The sequence below is a fragment of the Viridibacillus sp. KH_047 genome (assembly GCF_057838945.1).
In genome coordinates this window covers 4,111,356-4,135,558 of record NZ_CM174479.1, presented here as the reverse complement: position 1 = coordinate 4,135,558, position 24,203 = coordinate 4,111,356, and the positions used below count along the sequence as shown (strand labels likewise).

Annotated in this window: 25 protein-coding genes and 2 other annotated features; of the genes, 24 read left to right on the top strand and 1 reads right to left on the bottom strand. The window is 38.7% G+C overall.

What is annotated here, in order from left to right; translation table 11 throughout:
* The first annotated feature begins 148 nt into the window (after nucleotides 1-148).
* The 5 genes from AC3IS5_RS20270 to radA all read left to right on the top strand — a co-directional run bounded on the left by AC3IS5_RS20270 (nucleotide 149) and on the right by radA (nucleotide 6,251).
* On the top strand, nucleotides 149-619 hold the full coding sequence (locus AC3IS5_RS20270) for a CtsR family transcriptional regulator (protein ID WP_489425970.1): 471 nt from the start codon (nucleotides 149-151) through the stop codon (nucleotides 617-619).
* Nucleotides 620-634: 15 nt separating this feature from the next.
* Complete coding sequence (locus AC3IS5_RS20265; RefSeq protein ID WP_193737991.1) at nucleotides 635-1,198, top strand: nucleotide excision repair protein; 564 nt, start codon at nucleotides 635-637, stop codon at nucleotides 1,196-1,198.
* Nucleotides 1,188-2,309 (top strand): protein-arginine kinase McsB, encoded by a 1,122-nt coding sequence (gene mcsB, locus AC3IS5_RS20260; protein WP_489425969.1) that lies wholly within the window; start codon nucleotides 1,188-1,190, stop codon nucleotides 2,307-2,309. The genes AC3IS5_RS20265 and mcsB overlap by 11 nt, the downstream gene beginning before the upstream one ends.
* The gene (locus AC3IS5_RS20255) at nucleotides 2,299-4,737 is read left to right on the top strand and encodes an ATP-dependent Clp protease ATP-binding subunit (RefSeq protein ID WP_227751961.1); all 2,439 of its coding nucleotides are present in this window, start codon (nucleotides 2,299-2,301) and stop codon (nucleotides 4,735-4,737) included. Before mcsB ends, AC3IS5_RS20255 begins: the two co-directional genes overlap by 11 nt.
* Nucleotides 4,738-4,874: 137 nt before the next feature.
* A complete protein-coding gene (gene radA, locus AC3IS5_RS20250) occupies nucleotides 4,875-6,251 on the top strand; it encodes a DNA repair protein RadA (protein ID WP_489425968.1) in 1,377 nt (458 codons plus the stop codon).
* A gap of 41 nt (nucleotides 6,252-6,292) precedes the next feature.
* On the opposite strand, the gene AC3IS5_RS20245 is transcribed toward radA, so the two are convergent.
* Nucleotides 6,293-6,955, bottom strand: coding sequence for an acetate uptake transporter (locus tag AC3IS5_RS20245; RefSeq protein ID WP_489425967.1), 663 nt, complete (start codon nucleotides 6,953-6,955; stop codon nucleotides 6,293-6,295).
* A gap of 310 nt (nucleotides 6,956-7,265) precedes the next feature.
* Here AC3IS5_RS20245 and AC3IS5_RS20240 point away from each other — a divergent pair, with 310 nt between their 5' ends.
* The 19 genes from AC3IS5_RS20240 to rpoB all read left to right on the top strand — a co-directional run bounded on the left by AC3IS5_RS20240 (nucleotide 7,266) and on the right by rpoB (nucleotide 24,096).
* Nucleotides 7,266-8,363, top strand: a complete 1,098-nt coding sequence (locus tag AC3IS5_RS20240; RefSeq protein WP_489425966.1) for a PIN/TRAM domain-containing protein — start codon at nucleotides 7,266-7,268, stop codon at nucleotides 8,361-8,363.
* Nucleotides 8,364-8,426: 63 nt separating this feature from the next.
* Nucleotides 8,427-9,116, top strand: coding sequence for a 2-C-methyl-D-erythritol 4-phosphate cytidylyltransferase (gene ispD / locus AC3IS5_RS20235; protein WP_489425965.1), 690 nt, complete (start codon nucleotides 8,427-8,429; stop codon nucleotides 9,114-9,116).
* A 2-nt stretch (nucleotides 9,117-9,118) separates the two neighbouring features.
* Nucleotides 9,119-9,595, top strand: a complete 477-nt coding sequence (ispF, locus tag AC3IS5_RS20230; protein ID WP_489425964.1) for a 2-C-methyl-D-erythritol 2,4-cyclodiphosphate synthase — start codon at nucleotides 9,119-9,121, stop codon at nucleotides 9,593-9,595.
* 76 nt (nucleotides 9,596-9,671) lie between these two features.
* A complete protein-coding gene (gene gltX, locus AC3IS5_RS20225) occupies nucleotides 9,672-11,132 on the top strand; it encodes a glutamate--tRNA ligase (RefSeq protein WP_489425963.1) in 1,461 nt (486 codons plus the stop codon).
* Nucleotides 11,133-11,181: 49 nt separating this feature from the next.
* Nucleotides 11,182-11,403 (top strand) — a binding site (T-box leader).
* A gap of 51 nt (nucleotides 11,404-11,454) precedes the next feature.
* Entirely contained in the window at nucleotides 11,455-12,102 is a 648-nt protein-coding gene (gene cysE / locus AC3IS5_RS20220) for a serine O-acetyltransferase (protein WP_489425962.1), read from the top strand.
* A 6-nt stretch (nucleotides 12,103-12,108) separates the two neighbouring features.
* Nucleotides 12,109-13,509 (top strand): cysteine--tRNA ligase, encoded by a 1,401-nt coding sequence (gene cysS, locus AC3IS5_RS20215; protein ID WP_489425961.1) that lies wholly within the window; start codon nucleotides 12,109-12,111, stop codon nucleotides 13,507-13,509.
* A gap of 5 nt (nucleotides 13,510-13,514) precedes the next feature.
* Entirely contained in the window at nucleotides 13,515-13,955 is a 441-nt protein-coding gene (locus AC3IS5_RS20210) for a Mini-ribonuclease 3 (protein WP_489425960.1), read from the top strand.
* Nucleotides 13,933-14,682 (top strand): 23S rRNA (guanosine(2251)-2'-O)-methyltransferase RlmB, encoded by a 750-nt coding sequence (gene rlmB, locus AC3IS5_RS20205; protein ID WP_038179021.1) that lies wholly within the window; start codon nucleotides 13,933-13,935, stop codon nucleotides 14,680-14,682. Before AC3IS5_RS20210 ends, rlmB begins: the two co-directional genes overlap by 23 nt.
* Before the next feature lie 10 nt (nucleotides 14,683-14,692).
* Nucleotides 14,693-15,211 (top strand): NYN domain-containing protein, encoded by a 519-nt coding sequence (locus tag AC3IS5_RS20200; RefSeq protein ID WP_489425959.1) that lies wholly within the window; start codon nucleotides 14,693-14,695, stop codon nucleotides 15,209-15,211.
* A 62-nt stretch (nucleotides 15,212-15,273) separates the two neighbouring features.
* The gene (gene sigH / locus AC3IS5_RS20195; protein WP_427734174.1) at nucleotides 15,274-15,918 is read left to right on the top strand and encodes an RNA polymerase sporulation sigma factor SigH; all 645 of its coding nucleotides are present in this window, start codon (nucleotides 15,274-15,276) and stop codon (nucleotides 15,916-15,918) included.
* Nucleotides 15,915-16,154: a 50S ribosomal protein L33 gene (gene rpmG, locus AC3IS5_RS20190; RefSeq protein ID WP_489425958.1), complete on the top strand. Its 240-nt coding sequence runs from the start codon at nucleotides 15,915-15,917 to the stop codon at nucleotides 16,152-16,154. Before sigH ends, rpmG begins: the two co-directional genes overlap by 4 nt.
* A 44-nt stretch (nucleotides 16,155-16,198) precedes the next feature.
* Nucleotides 16,199-16,384: a preprotein translocase subunit SecE gene (gene secE, locus AC3IS5_RS20185; RefSeq protein WP_427734172.1), complete on the top strand. Its 186-nt coding sequence runs from the start codon at nucleotides 16,199-16,201 to the stop codon at nucleotides 16,382-16,384.
* A 103-nt stretch (nucleotides 16,385-16,487) separates the two neighbouring features.
* The gene (gene nusG / locus AC3IS5_RS20180) at nucleotides 16,488-17,021 is read left to right on the top strand and encodes a transcription termination/antitermination protein NusG (protein WP_053418529.1); all 534 of its coding nucleotides are present in this window, start codon (nucleotides 16,488-16,490) and stop codon (nucleotides 17,019-17,021) included.
* A 176-nt stretch (nucleotides 17,022-17,197) separates the two neighbouring features.
* Complete coding sequence (gene rplK, locus AC3IS5_RS20175; RefSeq protein WP_053418530.1) at nucleotides 17,198-17,623, top strand: 50S ribosomal protein L11; 426 nt, start codon at nucleotides 17,198-17,200, stop codon at nucleotides 17,621-17,623.
* A 130-nt stretch (nucleotides 17,624-17,753) separates the two neighbouring features.
* On the top strand, nucleotides 17,754-18,455 hold the full coding sequence (gene rplA / locus AC3IS5_RS20170) for a 50S ribosomal protein L1 (protein ID WP_053418531.1): 702 nt from the start codon (nucleotides 17,754-17,756) through the stop codon (nucleotides 18,453-18,455).
* A gap of 47 nt (nucleotides 18,456-18,502) precedes the next feature.
* Nucleotides 18,503-18,647: a sequence feature (ribosomal protein L10 leader region), on the top strand.
* Nucleotides 18,648-18,679: 32 nt separating this feature from the next.
* Complete coding sequence (rplJ, locus tag AC3IS5_RS20165; protein ID WP_489425957.1) at nucleotides 18,680-19,180, top strand: 50S ribosomal protein L10; 501 nt, start codon at nucleotides 18,680-18,682, stop codon at nucleotides 19,178-19,180.
* 74 nt (nucleotides 19,181-19,254) lie between these two features.
* On the top strand, nucleotides 19,255-19,614 hold the full coding sequence (rplL, locus tag AC3IS5_RS20160) for a 50S ribosomal protein L7/L12 (RefSeq protein WP_053418532.1): 360 nt from the start codon (nucleotides 19,255-19,257) through the stop codon (nucleotides 19,612-19,614).
* Between the two features lie 77 nt (nucleotides 19,615-19,691).
* Nucleotides 19,692-20,291: a class I SAM-dependent methyltransferase gene (locus tag AC3IS5_RS20155; RefSeq protein WP_489425956.1), complete on the top strand. Its 600-nt coding sequence runs from the start codon at nucleotides 19,692-19,694 to the stop codon at nucleotides 20,289-20,291.
* A gap of 241 nt (nucleotides 20,292-20,532) precedes the next feature.
* Nucleotides 20,533-24,096 carry a DNA-directed RNA polymerase subunit beta gene (rpoB, locus tag AC3IS5_RS20150; RefSeq protein WP_489425955.1) on the top strand — a complete coding sequence of 1,188 codons (3,564 nt, stop codon included), beginning with the start codon at nucleotides 20,533-20,535 and terminating at the stop codon, nucleotides 24,094-24,096.
* The last annotated feature ends 107 nt before the right edge of the window (nucleotides 24,097-24,203 follow it).

The following is a 24,203-nucleotide window of genomic DNA, read 5'->3' as shown; positions in this document are numbered from 1 at the left end:
AGGTATGGGGGCTCCTTGAGGCTAAACGGACACCTTTCACAATTCAATGAGCATTTCAATTGCGTGTTTTTTATTAGGCTGTGTATAATGTAGTCAAATATAGTCAAAGATAGTCAAAGTCAGTGATGCAAGCGAGGTGGAATTTGAAATGCGTAATATCTCTGACATAATAGAAGGTTATTTGAAAGAGGTTATCGAATTAAGTGGGAAAGGACATATTGAGATTAAACGGAGTGAAATTGCTGATAAATTTCAATGCGTACCCTCCCAGATTAATTATGTGATAAATACTCGATTTACCGCCGAGCGTGGCTATTTGGTTGAAAGTAAACGAGGCGGTGGAGGATATATACGAATTTTACGTGTCAAAGCAAGTTCAAAGTCAGATTTAATTGACCAAGTGATTGAGCAAGTGAACGAAGGTGCTTCACAAACTATGACGAATGATTTAATTTTCCGTTTAATTGACGAAGGGGTAATTACGAAAAGAGAAGCTAAAATGATGTTAGCAGCTCTTGATCGTTCTGTGTTACGAATAAATTTACCGGTACGTGATGAGCTTCGCGCGCGTATCCTACAAGCAATGCTACTGACTATAAAATATGACAAGCAATTGTAAAAGAGGTGCGAGGGTATGATTTGTGAAAACTGTAAACAAAGACCGGCTACTATCACGGTTACACAAATGAAGAATGGCAAAAAAACGACAAGGCATTTCTGTGAAGTGTGCAATAAACAACTTGATTCTTTCCATTTGAACCTCGACTTTAATGCTGATCCAATTTCAATGCATAAACTTTTTTCAAATTGGTTTGGTACACCGAGTTGGTCAGTTGCAGCACCAAATGTAAATGAGCAGAAAACGCAGGAACAGGAGAATTGCCCTGAATGCGGCATGACATACCATCAATTTTTGAACGAGGGAAAATTTAATTGCCCTGGTTGTTATGAAACTTTTAAAGAGCAGCTACCTCAAGTCTTAAAACGTTTGCATAATGGAGCCGTAGAACACGTTGGAAAAGTGCCAGGTTCTATTAATGAGCTTTATCAATTAAAAAGACAAATCGAGGCAATTCGTTTGGACATGAAAGTGGCCATAGAGGAAGAGCGGTTTGAAGATGCAGCGACTATGCGGGATAATGTCCGTGCTCTTGAAAAAAAGTTGCAAGTAGGAGGTGAGTCTCAAGATGAACATTGAGCACTTTTTACACAATCCAACGACTAATTGGATGCAAGAAGAAGGACAATATGGTGATATCGTCATGAGTACTCGCATCAGATTAGCGCGTAACTTAACAGATTTCCGTTTTCCAAGGGCTTTTTCTGATGAAGAGGCAATGCAAATTGATAAAGCTGTTTCGAATGTATTGATTGATGCAGATGATGAGGAAGAACAACATTTTCAGTTCTCTTATTTTTCTTTGCATGACATGCCTGCATTACAGCGTAAAGTATTAGTAGAAAAGCATTTAATCAGTCCTCAGCTTGCAGAGAAAGAGAGAGTTGGATCGGTTTTACTGTCAAAAGATGAATCGATTAGTGTAATGATTAATGAAGAGGATCATATTCGTATTCAATGTTTACAGCCAGGGCTGCAACTAGAAAAAGCTTATGAAAGTGCGGATCAAATTGATCGTCTATTAGAGCATCATTTACCGTATGCTTTTGATGATACATTTGGTTATTTAACAAGTTGCCCTACAAATACAGGTACAGGTTTGAGAGCGTCTATTATGATGCATTTACCTGCATTAACTATGACAAACCAAATTGGTTCTCTCATAAGTACGATGCCACGACTTGGTATGGTTGTGAGAGGAATGTATGGTGAGGGGACGGAATCGGTAGGCAATTATTATCAAATCTCCAATCAGATCACACTTGGTAAATCAGAAAAGGATATTTTATTAGACTTACAAAGTGTAACTGAACAAATTATTCAAAAAGAGACAGAAGCACGTACAGCATTAATAGAACATGCATCAATTGCTTTAGGTGATCGTCTCAATCGTTCATTGGGAACTTTACTATATGCCAGAATTTTAACGAGCGAGGAAGCAGCAAATTGTTTATCTAACGTTCGATTGGGTATATATTTGGGTATAATCCAGAATATACCTATTGCTGTATTGAACGAATGTATGCTTTATATGCAGCCGGGCTTTTTACAACAACATGCAGGTACTACACTTCAACCAAATGAACGAGATGTGTATCGAGCAAGTTTGTTGCGAGAACGATTGCAATGCAATAGAGAATTAAAAAAAGGTCATTCTGACGAAGAGGGAGAGGATTCTTATGATGTTTAATCGATTTACTCAACGCGCACAAAAGGTGCTTCAACTGGCACAAGAAGAAGCTATTCGTATGAAACATGAATCAATCGGTACAGAGCACATTTTACTTGGCTTAATTCGTGAAGGTGGCGGTATAGCAGCTAAAGCACTTGAAGCAATTGATATTAGCTCTGAAATGATAGAAGAAGGTATTGAGGAGTTAGTGGGTGTAGGTACAAAAGACGTTGGTCCAATCGTACATTACACACCTCGTGCAAAAAAAGTAATCGAACTATCTGTCGATGAATCACGGAAACTAGGTCACTCGTATATCGGTACAGAGCACTTATTATTAGCCCTTATTCGTGAAGGAGAAGGCGTAGCAGCTCGTGTTTTAAACAATGCAGGAGTTAGTTTAAATAAAGCGCGTCAACAGGTGTTGCAGCTGTTAGGTAGTCACGATCATGCACAAAATGCAAACAGTGCTACACAAGCTGCAAGTACACCAACTTTAGATAGCTTGGCACGTGATTTGACTCAAGTTGCAAGAGACGGTAGCTTAGATCCGGTGATTGGCCGTAGTAAGGAAATTACACGAGTTATTGAAGTACTATCTCGTCGTACTAAAAACAACCCAGTTTTAATCGGGGAACCAGGTGTCGGTAAAACGGCAATTGCGGAAGGTTTAGCTCAACAAATCGTAAACAATGAAGTACCGGAAATTTTACGTGATAAACGTGTTATGACACTTGATATGGGAACAGTAGTAGCGGGTACAAAATACCGTGGTGAATTTGAGGATCGCTTGAAAAAAGTGATGGATGAAATTCGCCAAGCAGGTAACGTTATTCTCTTTATAGATGAACTACACACATTAATTGGCGCAGGTGGAGCAGAAGGTGCTATTGATGCATCGAACATCTTGAAGCCATCGCTAGCACGTGGAGAATTACAATGTATCGGTGCTACAACATTGGATGAATATCGTAAATACATCGAAAAGGATGCTGCATTAGAGCGTCGTTTCCAACCAATTCAAGTCGATGAACCAACTGTTGAGGAAGCCATCCTAATTATTAAAGGCTTACGTGACCGCTACGAAGCGCATCACCGTGTGAAAATTACGGATGAAGCCATTGATGCGGCTGCGAAAATGTCAGATCGCTATATTTCGGATCGTTTCTTACCAGATAAGGCTATTGATTTAATTGATGAAGCGGGATCAAAAGTAAGGTTACGTTCTTATACAACTCCTCCAAACTTAAAAGAACTTGAGCAAAGACTAGAAGCGATTCGATCAGAGAAAAACGCATCTGTTCAAAGTCAGGAATTTGAAAAAGCGGCTTCGCTTCGCGATACTGAACAAAAATTAAAAGAAGAATTAGAATCTACAAAGAAAACCTGGAAAGAAAAGCAAGGTAAAGAGGAATCAAAAGTAACTGTTAATGACGTGGCTGAAGTTGTTTCGGTGTGGACGGGGATACCGGTATCGAAGTTAGCACAAGAGGAATCTGCTAAATTACTTAACCTTGAAGAAGAGCTGCACAAACGTCTTGTTGGTCAAACTGAGGCAGTTGAAGCAATCTCTAGAGCAATCCGCCGTGCGCGTGCAGGGTTAAAAGATCCGAAGCGTCCAATCGGTTCATTTATTTTCCTTGGACCAACTGGTGTAGGTAAAACGGAACTTGCTCGTGCGTTAGCAGAAGTAATGTTTGGTGATGAGGATTCTATGATCCGAGTTGATATGTCTGAGTACATGGAAAAACATTCGACTTCAAGACTTGTCGGCTCACCTCCAGGGTATGTAGGGTTTGAAGAGGGCGGTCAGTTGACGGAAAAAGTCCGTCGTAAACCATATTCAGTTATTTTACTTGATGAAATTGAAAAAGCACATCCAGATGTCTTCAATATTCTATTACAAGTATTAGAAGATGGTCGTTTAACAGATTCTAAAGGGCGCGTAGTAGACTTTAGAAATACAGTTGTTATCATGACATCAAACGTAGGTGCTTCAGAACTGCAATATAGAAAATCACTCGGTTTTAGCTCAGCTAATGCAAAAGACATACACAAAGATAATAAGAGTGTTACAATGTCAGAATTGAAAAAAGCATTCCGTCCTGAGTTCTTAAACCGTATTGATGAAATGATTGTCTTCCATGCATTGCAAAAAGAAGAACTAACGAAAATTGTTGCACTGATGGCAAAACAATTGACAAAACGTTTGCAAGAACAACATATCGAACTAGAGTTAACGGACGCAGCTTTAGATAAAATCGCTAAAGAAGGCTATGATCCACAGTATGGTGCTCGTCCTTTACGTCGAGCAATACAAAAACATGTGGAAGACCGTTTATCTGAGGAGATTTTAAAAGGCACAGTGCTAACAGGTCAGCGTGTTATTTTCGATGTTGAAAACGATGAATTTGTTGTTAATATTAAAGAGTTTGTAACAAAATAATTCATTCTAGCGATGAAGTTGTGTAGTTCGCTACTTAATTCATCAAAGGTCTGAGAAAGCAGGGCATTCCGAACAACATGTTTGGAGTGCCTTGTTTTATAATAGAGAGAACAATAGAAGTATTAGTGGGAGGAAATATGGTTAAAAAGAAAACGAAATTTTTATGTAATTCTTGTGGCTATGAATCACCTAAATGGATGGGGAGATGTCCTGGGTGCGGTGAATGGAATAAGATGGTGGAAGAAGTAGAAGTCATTTCTAAAGGGCCTAGAGGAGCGTTCCAGCACTCATCAAGTACTTCTCAAAAGGCTATGCCAATTATTTCGATTGAGACAGAAGATGCGCCTAGAGTTGAAACAGAACTAAATGAATTGAATCGCGTACTTGGTGGAGGTGTAGTGCCAGGTTCTCTAGTTTTAATTGGTGGCGATCCTGGAATCGGTAAATCCACACTACTTTTGCAAGTTTCGGCGTTGCTCTCTAATAAAGGTCATAGGGTACTCTATATTTCTGGTGAGGAATCTATTCGTCAAACAAAATTACGTGCAGAGCGACTGGGTGTGAAGTCTGCTGAGTTATATATTTACTCTGAAACGAATTTAGAGTTTTTAAATCAAACAATAGAAGAAGTTCAACCAAAGTTTGTCATTGTTGACTCCATTCAAACCGTGCATCATCCAGAGGTAACTTCTGCACCAGGTAGTGTATCACAAGTACGCGAATGTACTGCTGAGTTAATGCGTATTGCTAAAACAAAAAATATTGCTATTTTCCTTGTTGGGCATGTAACAAAAGAAGGGCAAATAGCAGGTCCGCGTATTTTAGAACATATGGTAGATACGGTTCTTTATTTTGAAGGAGAGCGTCATCATACGTATAGAATATTACGTAGTCAAAAAAACCGCTTTGGGTCAACGAATGAAATTGCCATTTTTGAAATGTTACAGGGTGGTTTAAAAGAAGTATTAAATCCTTCTGAATTGTTCTTGCAAGAACGTTCGCAAGGGGCTGCGGGTTCTAGCGTCGTCGCCTCAATGGAAGGGACACGCCCAATACTAGTTGAGATCCAAGCTTTAGTGACGCCTTCGAGCTTTAACTATCCGAAACGTATGGCTACAGGCATTGATCAGAATCGTGTGTCGTTGTTGATGGCAGTACTTGAAAAACGTATGGGTATGTTACTACAAGCCCAAGATGCGTATATTAAAGTCGCAGGTGGCGTAAAATTAGATGAACCGGCAATAGATTTAGCAGTCTTAACAAGTATTGTTTCGAGTTATCAGGACCGTGCTGTGAGTGCAGGAGACTGTATTATAGGTGAAGTAGGTTTAACAGGTGAAGTGCGTCGTGTATCACGTGTGGAGCAGCGTGTACAAGAGGCTGCAAAGCTAGGCTTTAAACGTGCGATTGTTCCGGCCTCTAACATAGGAGGTTGGGATTATCCAGCAGGTATTGAAATAGTTGGGGTAGAGACGGTAAACGAGGCGTTGAAACTTTGCTTCCGTGATTTATGATGTAGTGAATGAAAGCGACAACCAAAAGGTTGTCGCTTTTTCTAAAATGATTGGTTATTTGTTTGTAAGTGAGCGGTTTTTTCTTTTACTACTGGTTTAGTAATAATCCCGAATGGTTTACCTAAAGGTAAAAATTCAAAACCAAAATGTTTATTCAAAACATTTGCACCAGCACCGTATAAAGATAGGATTGCAATGCCAAACTCAGAATAAGCCGCTAGAAGGTGCATGCCGTGTTCCATGATGCCAAGTGAACTTAGTGATAAGCCAACGAATAAAAAATTGATTAAGAAGAAAATGAAAAATAGTACTTTATTTGTTTCTAATGCACCAATGGTCATAAATATTGTAAAAACAAGGTACCCTATGTATACGAACCCTAATTGATGTACATCAGCACTTTCTTGTAACGTTAATCCAAAGGTTCCAGATTGAACGAACCAAGATGTAGCCACTGCCATCCAAAAAAGTCCATAAGCTCCGAAAGCGGTAGTACCGAATGTATTATTATGCTTAGAATCTAGTATAGAGGCATAAAATTGTGCGATACCGCCTAAGAATATTGCCCAGGGAATGACTAGCCCTACACCTTCAGTCCACCCTAATTTTTGAGATGAGGCTACGAGTGTAACGATGGCCAGTCCAAAAAGCCCGATGCCTGATGGATCTGCAGTTGTTATTTTAATATCTTTTGTTTGGTTCATAACAATCCTCCTGTTTTGCGTTGTGAATTTTCTCGAATATGAAGATTGTAACCGATTTCAAGAAATGTGACATGACGATGTCACATTTGACTAAAGGATGGTCATTAACAAGAGGGATTTCTGTTGTAAAGAGCATATTTTGTTTAATTTATAAATTAAGTTTTTTGCGTAAAAAGCTGTTTTTTGTAGAGGATTGAAAGTGGAAAGTAGAAAAAATGCGCAATTTAATTGATTTGAATTGTCCAAGGGGTTTGCCGAGCAAATAAAAGGCAAACTATGTATAATTAAAACTATAAGGGAGGTGTTCATTTTGTTGAAAATAGTTATTCAAGTTGCTTTCTTATTTATCGGAGGTACGTTGGGTTTATTATTTTTACCGCCATTATACGAATTCATTCATTTATCCTCAAACCCATGGCTAAATAATCCATATGTGTCAGTTGCAATTGGCGCATTCGTTTTATTTGGATTTTCATTTTTATTTTCCGATTCATGTGTCCGTTTTATTCGTTGGATGGAAGACAAGTTATTGAAAGCTCCAGTTGGTGATTTGTTATTTGGCACATTAGGTTTGATTGTAGGATTAATTGTGGCGTATTTTGTTGGGTTTTCGATTGATAGTATACAACTGCCGCTCATTACGCCGGTCTTACCGATATTATCCATTGTTCTTGGGTATTTAGGATTCCAGGTAGGTTTTAAAAAACGTGATGAATTACTTCATGTATTTTCGGCAGCAAGAGCAAGTAATTTAGCTAAAAAGAAAAGTTCTGATGAAGTGGCTTCAGAAACACCAGCAACTGCTTATAAACTACTAGATACGAGTGTTATTATTGATGGGCGTATTGCTGATATTTCGGGAACTGGTTTTATAGAAGGTACATTAGTCGTTCCACAGTTTGTATTAACAGAATTACAACATATTGCAGATTCATCAGATACACTGAAACGTACCCGCGGTCGTCGAGGTCTTGATATTTTGAGAACTTTACAGGATGAACGAGCAACGGATATTTTAATTACAGAAGTGGATTTTGACGATATTCAAGAAGTGGATTTAAAATTAGTTCGTTTAGCTAAAAAAATGAGTGGGCAAATTTTAACCAACGACTTTAATTTAAATAAAGTATGTGATCTCCATAATGTTGCGGTCCTAAATATTAATGATTTAGCCAATGCTGTGAAGCCTGTTGTTATTCCAGGTGAAGAAATGCATGTAGTTGTAATCAAGGATGGTAAGGAACACAATCAAGGTGTTGCTTATTTAGATGATGGTACAATGATTGTCGTTGAGGAAGGAAAATCCTATATTGGGCAAGCAATTGTAGTCGTTGTGACGAGTGTTTTACAAACTTCTGCTGGTCGTATGATTTTTGCAAAACCAAAAAGTGGCGGTAAAGTAGCATAATAGAAAACAAAAAGAGACAGGGCAATTTGCCTTGTCCTTTTCCATGAGTAGGACGTGAAAATTTTGAAGCAATATGATGTTATTTTACCTGCAGCCGGTAGCGGTAAGCGTATGGGTGCGGGACATAACAAATTGTTCTTAGAACTACGTGAAAAGCCAATATTAATCCACACACTTGAGGTCTTTGAAAAAGACTCTGCATGTAAGGGGATTTGGTTAGCGGTAAAGCCTGAAGAACGAGAATATATCCAATCGCTCCTTGTAAAATATAATATTAAAAAAGTTAAAGCGCTACCGGATGGTGGGGCAGAACGCCAAGATAGTGTGTATTCTTGTGTAAAAAAAGTAGTAGATGGTGAAATTGTACTCGTTCATGATGCTGCTAGACCATTTATCACAATTCCGGTTATTCATAAGCTAGTAGAGGCTGCAGAAGAGAAGGGTGCGGTAATCGCTGGTGTGCGTACAAAGGATACGATGAAAAAAGTTGAAAATGGTGTCATAGTCGAGACGGTAGATCGTTCTAACTTATGGATGATTCAAACACCTCAAGCATTTCAGTTTACAATTTTACAAGAAGCAGAACATGCAGCCGAGAAGGATCAATTTTTAGGAACCGATGAGGCTATGTTAGTCGAACGTTTAGGACAAGTCGTACATATTGTTGAGAGTAGCTACGACAATGTTAAAATAACAACAAAAGAAGATTTAGTATTTGGAGAGGCGATTTTAAGCCAACGTATAGGAGGATAACTATGTTTCGAGTAGGACAAGGGTTTGATGTACATGCATTTGAAGAAGGCCGACCATTAATTATCGGAGGTATTACAATTCCTCACGAAAAAGGTTTAGTAGGTCATTCGGATGCTGACGTTTTATTACACACAATAACGGACGCTGCTTTGGGCGCAATCGGTGAAGGGGATATCGGTCGTCATTTCCCAGACACAGATCCTGCATTTAAAGATGCTGACTCAGCAAAGTTATTAGAATACATTTGGAAAATCGTTGAAGACAAAGGATATGTACTAGGTAATGTAGATTGCACAATTATGGCACAACGCCCTAAAATGGCACCATATATTGAACCTATGCGTAATCGAATTGCGGAACTCTTAAATGCAGAACCTGATCAAGTAAATGTCAAAGCAACAACAACTGAAAAACTAGGATTTACAGGTCGCGAAGAAGGAATTGCTTCAATGGCGACCATTTTACTAATAAAAAAATGACTTCCTTTAAATTTTAAACTTGCAGTGGTAAAATGAACGAAGTGAATTTTTGCAGGAAAACTAGGAGGATTATATCATGACTAAAAAAGTTCGTGTTCGTTATGCACCAAGCCCAACAGGACATTTACACATTGGTGGCGCACGTACAGCTTTATTTAACTACTTATACGCAAGACACCATAACGGAGATTTCATCGTTCGTATTGAAGATACAGATATTGAGCGTAATATCGAGGGTGGCGAAGCTTCTCAATTAGATAACTTAAAATGGTTAGGTTTGGAGTATGATGAATCAGTTGATATCGGTGGACCTTATGCACCGTATCGTCAAATGGAGCGTTTAGATATCTATCGTGACCATGCGCATCAATTAATCGAAAAAGGTATGGCTTATAAATGTTTCTGTACTTCAGAAGAATTAGAGGCTGATCGCGAAGTACAAAAGTCAAATGGTGTAGCTGCTCCAATGTACAATGGGAAATGCCGTCATTTATCTGCCGAAGAAGTTGCAGCAAAAGAAGCTGCTGGTGAAGCGTTCACAATCCGTATGCGCGTTCCTGAAGGCGTTACATACAAATTTGATGATTTAGTTCGTGGTGAGGTATCATTCGAATCTAAAGATGTTGGTGATTGGGTACTAGTCAAAGCAAATGGAATTCCAACATATAACTATGCAGTTGTACTAGATGATCACTTCATGGAAATGACACATGTATTCCGCGGTGAAGAGCATTTATCAAATACACCAAAACAATTAATGATTTTTAATGCGTTTGGTTGGGAAGCTCCAAGCTACGGCCATATGACTTTAATTGTTAATGAAAATCATAAAAAATTATCAAAACGTGATGAATCTATTATCCAATTTGTTTCGCAATATCGTGATCTTGGTTATTTACCAGAAGCAATGTTCAATTTCTTCGGTTTATTAGGTTGGTCACCAGAAGGCGAAGAAGAAATCTTCTCTAAAGAAGAGTTCATCCGTCTATTTGATGAAAAACGTCTTTCAAAATCTCCATCTATGTTTGATAAACAAAAATTAACGTGGATGAACAACCAATATATTAAAAAATTATCTCATGAAAAAGTAGTAGAACTGGCATTACCTCATTTACAAAAAGCAGGTCTATTGCCAACTGAGTTAACAGAAGAGCAACAAGCTTGGGCATCTGATTTAATCGGTCTCTATCATGAACAAATGAGCTTCGGTGCTGAAATTGTTGAGTTAACTCAATTGTTCTTTACGGATGAACTTGCATACAATGAAGAAGAAAAAGAAATATTAGCTGGTGAACAAGTTCCAGAAGTAATGGCTTCATTCAAAGTGCAATTAGAAGCTTTAGAGGAATTTGAACCAGCAGCTATTAAAGCAGCTATTAAAGCAGTGCAAAAGGAAACTGGCCACAAAGGTAAAAACCTATTCATGCCGATCCGTGTTGCTACAACAGGTGAAATGCATGGTCCAGAACTTCCAAACTCAATTGCATTACTAGGTAAAGAAACAATCATTAAACGTGTCGAACAATTTATCAAGTAATTTAGTTTGCTTTTTTTCAGCTACATTGTAAAATGAAGCTACTATCGATAAAAAAGCGTTGAAGAGGAGAAGTATGTAGAGCAAGCTCTGTAGAGAGGACCATCACCGGCTGAAAGTGGTCTGAGCCAATGTAATACAGAAATGCACCTCTGAGCACTGAGTTGAACGTTAAGTAGGCTTAGTCGGTAAGTCACCGTTATAGACTTTAAGCGGGAAGTGTTTTTTAATACTTCCAACCAGAGTGGAACCGCGCATATCCAGCGTCTCTGTCCTATAGGGCAGAGGCGTTTTTATTTTGAAAAAAGAGGGGAGCTTTGAATATATGTTCAAAACTATAAGGGAAGATGTTGCGACGATTTTTGAAAATGATCCTGCTGCACGAAGCACCTTGGAAGTTGTGCTAACTTATTCTGGTTTGCATGCGGTTTGGGGACACCGCATTGCACATGCTTTTTACAAGAGGGAATTTTACTTTATGGCACGTTTTATCTCTCAGGTAAGTAGATTCTTCACGGGGATTGAAATTCATCCAGGCGCAAAAATCGGTCGACGTTTCTTTATTGACCATGGAATGGGCGTTGTTATTGGAGAGACATGTGAGATTGGCAATGACGTTACCTTATATCAAGGGGTCACACTTGGTGGTACAGGAAAAGAGAAGGGGAAACGTCACCCAACACTGGAAGATAATGTACTTGTTGCAACAGGTGCTAAGGTGCTTGGTTCTATAACGATTGGTGCAAATAGCAAAATTGGTGCAGGTTCTGTTGTGTTAAAAGCTGTACCTCCCAATGCTACAGTCGTTGGCATTCCAGGGAAAATCGTTATTCAAGACGGTATCAAAGTAGAGAATAAACAAAAACTAGATCATCAAAATATTCCAGATCCAGTAGAGGATCGTTGTTCTACGTTAGAACGGAAGATAGAAGAACTTCAAAAACAGATTGTACTAAGTGAAAAGGAGATGTAAATTACAATGGGTGTTCAAATTTTTAACTCATTAACTCGACAAAAAGAGGATTTCGTACCACTTGAAGAAGGAAAAGTGAAAATGTATGTATGTGGTCCTACTGTTTATAACTACATTCATATCGGGAATTCTCGTCCTGTAATTGTATATGATACAGTGCGTCGTTACTTAACTTATAAAGGCTTTGATGTTACGTATGTATCAAATTTCACAGATGTAGACGATAAAATTATTAAAGCGGCAAATGAACTTGGTGAAGATGTATCAGATTTAACAAATCGCTTTATTCAAGCTTATTTTGAGGATATTACAGCATTAGGTTGCCAAAAAGCAGATTCACATCCACGTGTTACGGAGCATATGGATCAAATTATTGAGTTTATCGCTGTACTAATTGAAAAAGGTTATGCCTACGAATCTCAAGGGGACGTTTATTATCGTCCGCGTAAATTTGAAGGTTATGGAAAACTTTCTCATCAGTCTGTAGATGATTTGAAAGTTGGTGCCCGCATCGAAACTGGTGACAAAAAAGAGGATGCTTTGGACTTTGCTCTTTGGAAGGCCGCTAAACCAGGTGAAATCTTCTGGGAAAGTCCATGGGGTCAAGGTAGACCAGGTTGGCATATTGAGTGTTCTGTAATGGTACATGAGCATTTTGGTGATACTATTGATATCCACGCAGGTGGGCAAGATTTAACATTCCCACATCATGAAAATGAAATAGCTCAATCTGAGGCATATACAGGCAAGCAATTTGCACGTTACTGGATGCATAATGGCTATATTAATATCGACAACGAAAAGATGTCTAAGTCACTTGGCAACTTCATTCTTGTAAATGATATTCGCAAGCAAATTGACCCTCAAGTTTTAAGATTCTTTATACTATCAGTACACTATCGCAACCCAATTAACTTTGCGCAAGACTTAGTAGAAGCTGCAGCTGCAGGATTAGAACGTATCCGTACTTCTTTCAACAACTTGCAACATCGACTAACTGCAACAGCTAATTTGGGAGAAGAAAAAGACGAGTGGTTAGCAAATATTGCTGAAGTAAAAGAACAGTTTGAACTTGCTATGGATGATGATTTTAACACTGCAAATGCAATTGCGGCGCTATTTGAGTTATCAGCAACTGCCAATAAATATTTACTTGAACAAAATACGAATGAAGAAGTATTAACGAAATTTGCCGATACTTTAAGTGCGTTAGCTGATGTGCTCGGAATTGAATTAGTTATAGCAGAAGAGTTACTGGATGAAGAGATCGATGCGCTTATTGAAGAACGTATTCAAGCCCGTAAAGATCGTGATTTTAAACGTGCTGACGAAATTCGTGATCAACTAAAAGAGATGAATATTATTTTAGAGGATACACGCCAAGGCATTAGATGGAAACGAGGTTAATGGTAGTGGGAGAGCTTCGTAACCAAGATGTCAAACAGTTAAATGCATTGGCGTTGGCGTATATGGGAGATGCTGTACTGGAAATAGCAGTACGTGAGCATCTATTACGCTCTGGACGCGTCAAACCGAATATTCTTCATAAAGAGGCAACGCATTATGTTTCTGCAAAGGCTCAGTCAAGTGTTATTCACCGAATGATGGATGAAGAGTTTTTTTCTGAAGAAGAAATGGCGGTCCTAAAACGCGGTCGTAACGCAAAGTCAGGATCTGTACCAAAGAATACTGATGTTCAAACATACCGCTATAGCTCAGCGTATGAAGCTGTAATTGGCAGCTTATATTTAACAGGTCAAATGGACCGTGTAAATGAAATAATCCAATATACAATTGATATTATTGAAGAATCAAAAGGAGTGTCAAAAGATGACGGAAGAACAGTCAAATGAGATGATTGCCGGGAAAAACCCGGTATTAGAGGCGCTTCGTGCAGCAAGAGAAATGAATAAAATTTGGATTGCAGAAGGTGTTCAGCATGGTAGCTTAACGGAGCTACTTGCATTAGCGAAAGAACAGGGAATTATCGTACAATTCGTTCCGAAGAAAAAATTAGATCAGTTAACAGATGCTAATCACCAAGGGATTGTGGCATCTGTTGCGGCTTATAAATATGCTGAATTAGATGACTTATTTAAATTGGCAGAAAGCCGTGGAGAAGATCCGTTTTTCCTTATTTTAGATGAATTAGAAGATCCACATAATTTAGGTTCTATTATGAGAACTGCAGATGCAGTGGGTGCCCATGGTATTATCATTCCGAGACGTCGTGCAGTGGGCTTAACGGCTGTTGTAGCGAAAGCGTCTACAGGCGCGATCGAACATATTCCAACTGTTCGTGTTAATAATCTATCGCAAACGGTAGATGAGTTAAAAAAACGTGGTGTTTGGATCGCGGGAACAGACGCAAAAGGCTCAGCAGACTATCGTAAAATGGATGCAACTTTGCCACTAGCAGTCATTATCGGTAGTGAAGGGAAAGGTATGAGTCGTTTATTAACAGAAAAATGTGATTTCCTATATAATTTACCAATGGTGGGTCATGTTACATCGCTAAATGCATCTGTAGCAGCTGCTTTATTGATGTACGAAGTATTGCGTAAACGCCAAGAAGTTTAAGGTGAATGCCATGAATATACTGTTGGTTGATGGTTATAACATTATTGGTGCTTGGGAAGAACTCAGAAGATTAAAAGAGCAAAGGCTAATAGATGCGAGAGACCGACTGGTAGAAATGATGGCAGAGTATAAGGCGTATTCTGGCTGGCGCGTCATTGTTATCTTTGACGCGTATCTCGTGCCAGGGATTGAAACAAAAAATGTGCAGCATGACGTAGAAGTGATTTATACAAGAGCTAGAGAAACTGCGGATGAAAGAATTGAAAAGCTTACTGCTTCTTTAATTAGTAAAAGAGTCCGTATTTATGTAGCGACATCTGATATGACAGAGCAAAATGTCGTTTTCGGACATGGGGCATTAAGAAAGTCTGCTAGAGAATTAGAAATTGAAATGCAATCTACGCAATCTAAAATCACGCAAACAGTAAGGGATATTCAAGTGCAAAGGCCCAGTTCTAAGATACAATTAAGAGATGATATTGCTGCAAAGTTTGAGTTATGGCGGAGAGGAAATAAAATGAATGATTGACTGATATTTTCCAATTCCGTTATACTGTTTTTAACAATGCTAGCGCAATTGGAGTGATACTATTGATTATTAGCGATCATTTACACTTGAAGCAGCAACAACAATATGAGCAATTTACCGACGAAGAGCTAGTGGGAATGGTCCATAGTGGTGATAGTGAAGCGTTAGACTTCCTCATTACGAAGTATAAATCATTCGTTCGTATGAAAGTGAAGTCGTATTTTCTCATTGGTGCTGATAAAGAGGATATTGTGCAAGAAGGTATGATTGGACTTTATAAGGCTATTCGCGATTTTAAAGGAGATAAGTTATCTTCTTTCAAAGCTTTTGCGGAACTTTGTATTACACGTCAAATCATCACTGCAATAAAAACTGCAACTAGACAAAAGCATATTCCACTTAATTCATACATCTCATTGGACAAACCAATTTTTGATGAAGAATCCCAGCGCACGTTAATGGATGTGTTAACGGGTTCGGTTGTCGACGATCCAGAGGAGCTTATCATTCATCGTGAAGAATTTAGCTACATGGAAGAAAAAATTGGCGAAATATTAAGTGATCTCGAACGTCAGGTGTTGGCACTCTATCTAGATGGACAATCTTATCACGAGATTTCCGCTGAATTGAACAGGCATGTGAAGTCGATTGACAATGCTTTACAACGCGTAAAACGGAAATTAGAACGTCATTTAGATATTGAATGATTGCAAGAATGCTAGCTGTAGGCAAGTTGACAGTATTTGTGATAGGTGATAGTCTTTATAAGGACAAATGCCGAAAAGGTGATAAAATGGCAAAAAAAGTCGTGCTTAGCTGTGAAAAGTGTGGTTCAAGAAACTATTCACTTCCTGCATCGAAAGACAGTACAACTGCAAGGATGGAACTGAAAAAATATTGTTCTCACTGTAATGAACATACATTACATAAACAAACTAGATAATACGATTCGCTTTGTATATATGATTTTATTCGGGGGTTAGTTAGATGGGTAAGATTAGTAGCTTTTTCCGCGGCGTTATGTCGGAAATGCAAAAAACAAGCTGGCCTAAGCGTAAAGAACTTACGAAATACACAATTGTTGTTATTTCAACTTTACTTTTCATGGCTGCATTTTTCATGTTAGTAGACTTAGGGATTTCTAAATTATTCCGCATGTATTTGGATTTATAATTGAATTAATGTTAATATTTTTGAAATGGCCCGTGAATGATCTGTAACGGGTTTTTTCATTTGCCTTTAGCGAAGGAGGGAAGGACGAGTAGTCCTATCTATTATGGAAAAAAATTGGTATGTAGTTCATACTTACTCTGGTTATGAAAATAAAGTTAAAGCAAACCTAGAAAAACGTGTTGAAACAATGGGTATGCAAGATAAAATTTTCCGCGTCATCATTCCTGAACAACAAGAGACGGAAGTTAAAGATGGCCGCAAAAAAGAATATATGCGTAAAACATTCCCTGGTTATGTACTAGTGGAGTTAATCATGACAGATGATGCATGGTATGTAGTGCGTAATACACCAGGTGTTACTGGATTTATCGGTTCATCAGGCGGTGGGGTAAAACCTACACCATTATTACCTGAAGAAGTCGAATTCATCCTTAAACAAATGGGTATGCAAGAAAAATCACTTGAAATCGATTTCGCTATTGGCGATTTAGTTGAAGTGTTAGAAGGACCGTTTGCTCATTTCCAAGGTAAGGTCGAAGAGATTGTTGCTGATAAAGGAAAAGTTAAGGTAACTATTGATATGTTCGGTCGCGAAACTAAAATGGAATTAGACTACGATCAAGTGTTAAAAGTATAATTGACAATTATACTTGCCTTAGAATGTTAAAAGTGATATCATTTCAAAGGTCAGACTGTCATTTTATTATAGACTGGCATTTTTATTTTTAATGTTATCGGAATAAGCCGACAGACAGATATTGAGTGGGAGGGGCAACCCAATTACCACATCACGGACTTAAGGAGGTGTGTCTCGTGGCTAAAAAAGTTATTAAAGTTGTAAAACTTCAGATTCCAGCTGGTAAAGCAAACCCAGCGCCACCGGTAGGTCCTGCATTAGGTCAAGCAGGTGTTAACATCATGGGATTCTGTAAAGAATTCAACGCTCGTACTGCGGACCAAGCAGGTTTAATCATTCCAGTAGAGATTTCTGTATTCGAAGATCGTTCATTCACTTTCGTTACAAAAACTCCGCCGGCAGCAGTTTTACTTAAAGTAGCAGCTGGTATCCAATCAGGATCAGGTGAACCTAACCGTAAAAAAGTAGCTACAGTGAAACGCGATAAAGTTCGCGAAATCGCTGAAACTAAAATGCCAGACCTTAACGCTGCAACAGTTGAAGCAGCTATGTTAATGGTTGAAGGTACTGCGCGTAGCATGGGTATTGTTATCGAAGACTAATCCCATTACTTGATAGAAGTATTGTTTTTTTGAGGGTTGCGAACGTTTCTAATAGTCATATTTGAAACTCGCAGCCTTTATTCGTGGGAGGTTTATTCCGCTACAACCACAATCAAGGAGGAAATTTATAATGGCTAAAAAAGGTAAAAAACTGCAAGATGCAGCTAAATTAGTAGACCGTACTCAAGTGTATTCTGTACAAGAAGCAGTTGAGTTGGCTAAAAAAACAAGCACTGTTAACTTTGACGCAACTGTTGAAGTAGCATTTAACTTAAATATTGATACACGTAAAAATGACCAACAAATCCGTGGAGCAGTAGTACTTCCAAACGGAACTGGTAAAACTCAACGCGTATTAGTTTTCGCTAAAGGCGAAAAACTTAAAGAAGCTGAAGCAGCTGGTGCAGACTTCGCTGGTGATGCTGAATATATCGCTAAAATCCAACAAGGATGGTTTGACTTCGATGTAATCGTTGCAACTCCTGACATGATGGGTGAAGTTGGTAAATTAGGTCGCGTATTAGGACCAAAAGGCTTAATGCCAAACCCTAAAACTGGAACAGTTACTTTCGACGTTGCTAAAGCAATCGCTGAAATCAAAGCTGGTAAAGTTGAATACCGTGCTGATAAAGCTGGTATCGTTCACGCTCCAATCGGTAAAGCTTCATTCGAAGCTGATAAATTAGCTGAAAACTTATCAACTCTAGTTGATGTAATTATTAAAGCTAAGCCTGCTGCAGCTAAAGGTACTTACATGAAATCAGTACACGTAACAACTACAATGGGACCATCAATCAAAGTTGATGCTTCTACTTCAGTTGCTGCGAAATAATTTTTGATTGACAAACGTCATCATATTTTGATATGATGTACAACGTTGTGAATCATCCATTTGTACCGTAGACCGTAGGGGCAAGTAATTGCTTAATTAACCTACCGAGGACAAAGGAACTCAGACTCTTATTTAAGATGATGACTTTCCGCCTCTTTGTCTACATAGACAGGAGGCTTTTCTTTTGTTGGTATAAATGACCCATTCTTATAGGAGGTGTCAAGATGAACAAAGCAGTTGAAGCTAAACAAGCTGTCGTTCAAGAAATCGCTGACAAGTTCAAAAGCGCTGCATCCGTAGTAGTTGTTGACTATCGTGGCCTTTCTGTTGCTCAAGTAACAGAACTACGTAAACAATTACGCGAAGCTGGTGTCGAATTTAAAGTATACAAAAATACTTTAGTACGCCGTGCTACTGTAGAAGTTGAACAAGAAGAACTTAATGAATTCCTTACAGGTCCAAACGCAATCGCATTCTCAACTGAAGATGTAATTGCTCCTGCTAAAATCATTAACAACTTTGCGAAAGCTAACGAACAACTTGAAATTAAAGCTGGTCTTATCGAAGGTACATTTGCATCTGCTGAAGATGTTAAAGCATTGGCAGAACTTCCATCACGCGAAGGTCTACTTTCTATGCTATTATCTGTGCTTCAAGCACCAGTACGCAATTTCGCTCTTGCAACAAAAGCTGTTGCAGAACAAAAAGAAGAGCAAGGCGCTTAATTTTAAGCGTAGCTTAATCTTCTCGGCATAATATGCCAAAACAAAACTAATATTCCGTATAGGAGGAAATTATAATGAACAATGAACAAATCTTAGAAGCTATCAAAGCTATGACAGTTCTTGAATTAAACGATTTAGTAAAAGCAATCGAAGACGAATTCGGTGTTACTGCTGCTGCTCCTGTAGCTGCTGCTGGTGGTGCTGCTGCTGCAGTAGAAGAAAAAACTGAATTTGATGTAGTTCTTGCTTCTGCAGGCGAATCAAAAATTAAAGTAATCAAAGTGGTACGTGAAATCACTGGTCTTGGCTTAAAAGAAGCTAAAGAAGTAGTAGATAACGCTCCTAAAGCTATTAAAGAAGGCGTTTCTGCAGCTGACGCTGAAGAAATCAAAGCTAAACTTGAAGAAGTTGGCGCTAGCGTAGAAGTTAAATAATTTCTACTTTCTATTTGAAAAAAGCTCGTCAATTCTGACGAGCTTTTTCTTCATTTTACGTGATGGAGGGCATTTTCTTGTCAGAACATTATTATTCGAAAAAACCTCAAGTCGGAAGTAATCCGAGTAAATGGAAATTCACTCTTCGAGGATTTTCTTTTGTATTTGAAACAGATGCAGGGGTTTTTAGTAAAAGCGAAGTAGATTTTGGCTCCCGTGTGTTAATTGATAGTTTTGAATTGCCTGATGTTGAAGGGTGTATTTTAGATGTGGGTTGTGGCTATGGCCCAATTGGCTTGTCTATTGCAAAAAATTATCCTGAACGAGTCATTCATATGATGGATGTTAACGAACGTGCGGTTTCATTAGCGAAGAAAAACGCTGAGGTGAACGGGGTACAAAATGTGCAGATTTTTGAGAGTGATGGACTTTCTGCTGTTCAAGAAGAACAAGTCGCTGCCGTTATGACAAATCCTCCGATCCGAGCGGGAAAAGATACAATCTTCCGTTTTTATGATCAAGCTTTTGAAAAACTTGTGGATAACGGTGAGTTGTGGATAGTTATTCAGAAGAAGCAAGGTGCACCATCGACTATTGCGCATTTAGAAGAGAAGTTCACTGAAGTAACAGTCATAGAGAAGAAAAAAGGCTATTGGATTATCAAGGCCAAAAAATAATCTGTTAAAGTTTATAGATTGACTTGACAAATTAGCTGTGATATTATAATAAAATGCAAAAATATTAATTTGAATAGGTCTGTCCTTTTGTATAAAAACTATATCATTATGGGTAGACTTTTCAAAGTTATGTTTGGTTAATCGAAAATGAGCTCTTTAACGAACTCGTTTTCTTTTTGTCTTTCGATATCATACACCATTTGTATGATTTCGCAAAGACCTATTATCGCTTTATTGAGGGGTGAATGAGTTGACAGGTCAACTAGTTCAGTACGGACAACACCGCCAGCGTAGAAGCTTTGCGCGTATTAATGAGGTGCTGGAACTTCCGAATCTAATTGAGATTCAAACCGCATCTAACGAGTGGTTTCTTGAAGAAGGTTTACGTGAAATGTTCCGCGATATTTCACCGATTGAAGACTTTACAGGGAATCTTTCACTTGAATTCGTCGACTATAGTCTCGGAGAACCGAAATATGATGTCGATGAATGTAAAGAACGCGATGTTACTTACGCTGCACCATTACGTGTAAAAGTACGTTTACACAACAAAGAAACAGACGAAGTGAAAGAACAAGAAGTATTTATGGGTGACTTCCCACTTATGACTGAAACTGGCACTTTCGTTATCAACGGCGCAGAACGCGTTATCGTTTCACAATTAGTTAGATCACCAAGTGTATACTATCACGATAAAACAGATAAAAACGGTAAAAAAGGCTTCGGCGCAACAGTGATTCCTAACCGTGGAGCATGGTTAGAGTACGAAACAGATGCAAAAGATGTTGTCTATGTTCGTATCGACCGCACACGTAAATTACCTGTAACAGTACTTTTACGTGCTTTAGGTTTTGCTTCAGACCAAGAAATCATCGAGCTTATTGGTGATAACGAATATTTACGTAATACTTTAGAAAAAGATAACACTGAAAGTACAGAGAAAGCGTTGTTGGAAATTTATGAACGTCTACGCCCAGGTGAACCACCTACAGTAGAAAGCGCTAAAAACCTCTTGTACTCACGTTTCTTTGACCCAAAACGCTATGATTTAGCTAATGTTGGTCGTTATAAAATGAACAAAAAGCTTGATATTAAAAATCGTCTATTCAATCAAACAGTGGCAGAGACACTAGTTGATCCTGAAACAGGTGAAATTTTAGTTGAAGCTGGAACTTTAATCGATCGTCGTGTACTAGATCGCTTAATTCCACATCTAGAAAAAGGCATTGGCTTCCAAACAATGTCTAAAGTTGCAGGCGTTTTAGAAGGCGACGTTTTAATTCAAGAAATTAAAATCTTTGCACCTAATGATGAAGCGCAAAAAGAAATTAAAGTAATCAGTAATGCTTACGTAGAAGAAGAAGTGAAAAATATCACTCCTGCTGACGTTATTGCATCTGTATCTTACTTCTTTAACTTACTGTATGGTGTTGGTAACACAGATGATATCGATCATTTAGGTAATCGTCGCTTACGCTCTGTAGGTGAATTATTACAAAATCAATTCCGTATCGGTTTATCTCGTATGGAACGTGTTGTACGTGAACGTATGTCGATTAACGATACACAATCTATTGTTCCACAACAATTAATCAATATTCGTCCTGTAATTGCTTCTATCAAGGAATTCTTTGGTAGTTCTCAATTATCTCAATTCATGGACCAAACAAACCCGTTAGCTGAATTAACGCACAAACGTCGTCTATCAGCTTTAGGACCTGGTGGTTTAACTCGTGAACGTGCTGGTTTTGAAGTACGTGACGTTCATTACTCACACTATGGTCGTATGTGTCCAATTGAGACTCCTGAGGGTCCGAACATTGGTTTAATAAACTCACTTTCAAGTTTCGCGAAAGTGAATAAATTTGGCTTCATCGAAACACCTTACCGTCGCGTTGATCCTGAAACAAGTCGAGTTACTGGTCATATCGATTATTTAACTGCAGACGAAGAAGACAACTACGTAGTAGCACAAGCGAATTCAATCTTAAATCCAGATGGTTCATTTGCTAAAGAAGAAGTTGTAGGTCGTTTCCGTGGTGATAACACTATCTTCAAACGTGAAAACGTTGACTACATGGACGTATCACCAAAACAAGTTGTTTCTGCTGCGACAGCATGTATTCCTTTCTTAGAAAACGATGACTCTAACCGTGCTCTAATGGGAGCGAACATGCAACGTCAAGCTGTTCCATTATTAAATCCAGAAGCGCCATTTGTTGGTACTGGTATGGAACACGTAGATGCACGTGATTCTGGTGCTGCAGTAGTTGCAAAATACCCAGGTATTGTTGAACATGTTGAAGCTCGCTCTATTCACATTCGTCGTATTGAAGAAATCGACGGCAAAGAAGTAAAAGGCGACTTAACTAAATATAAATTACAGAAATTCATTCGTTCTAACCAAGGTACAAGTTATAACCAACGTCCAATTGTTAAAGTTGGCGACCGCGTAAACCCACGTGATATTCTTGCTGATGGTCCTTCAATGGAATGTGGCGAGCTAGCACTTGGTCGTAACGTTGTAGTTGGCTTCATGACTTGGAACGGTTATAACTATGAAGATGCCGTAATCATGAGTGAACGTCTTGTTAAAGATGACGTATATACATCTGTTCATATTGAAGAATATGAATCAGAAGCTCGTGATACTAAATTAGGACCTGAAGAAATCACTCGTGATATTCCGAATGTTGGTGAAGAAGCATTACGCAATCTTGACGAACGTGGAATTATCCGTATTGGTGCTGAAGTTCATGACGGAGATATCCTTGTAGGTAAAGTAACTCCTAAAGGTGTAACTGAATTGACAGCTGAAGAACGCTTATTACATGCAATCTTCGGTGAAAAAGCACGTGAAGTACGTGATACATCACTACGTGTTCCTCATGGTGCAGGCGGTATTGTTCTTGATGTTAAAGTTTTCAATCGTGAAGATGGCGACGAATTACCTCCAGGCGTTAACCAACTTGTACGCGCATATATCGTTCAAAAACGTAAAATTCGCGTAGGGGATAAAATGGCCGGACGTCACGGTAACAAGGGTGTAATTTCTCGTATTCTTCCAGAAGAAGACATGCCATTCCTTCCAGACGGCACACCAATTGATATCATGTTAAACCCACTTGGTGTACCATCACGTATGAACATCGGTCAAGTATTAGAGCTACATTTAGGTATGGCAGCTCGCTACTTAGGCGTTCACATGGCAACACCAGTATTTGATGGTGCCAATGAAGAAGATGTTTGGGAAACAATGGAAGAAGCGGGTATGAACCGTGATGGTAAAACAATTCTTTATGATGGACGTTCAGGTGAACCTTTTGATAACCGAGTATCTGTTGGTGTCATGTACATGATCAAACTTGCTCACATGGTTGATGATAAACTTCATGCACGTTCAACAGGACCATACTCATTAGTAACGCAACAACCATTGGGTGGTAAAGCTCAATTCGGTGGACAACGTTTCGGTGAGATGGAAGTTTGGGCTCTTGAGGCTTATGGCGCTGCTTATACTCTTCAAGAAATCTTGACAGTTAAATCCGATGACGTTGTAGGTCGTGTGAAAACATACGAAGCAATTGTTAAAGGTGAAAGTGTTCCAGAACCAGGCGTACCTGAATCATTTAAAGTATTAATTAAAGAACTTCAAAGTTTAGGTTTAGATGTGAAAATGCTATCAATTGACGACGAAGAAATTGAGCTTCGTGACATGGATGAAGATGAAGATCTTCAACCAGCAGACGCGCTTAATATCTTACCGAGCGCTGATGAAGAAGCACCAGTAGGATCTGTTGAATAATTATAAATAACAAATAATTGAATGGCGGGCAGGTCATTAGGGCTTGTCCAGCTTTCCAATTATCATTAAATCAATCGTCGAGCTAAGAATAAAGTCGAAAAGACTTC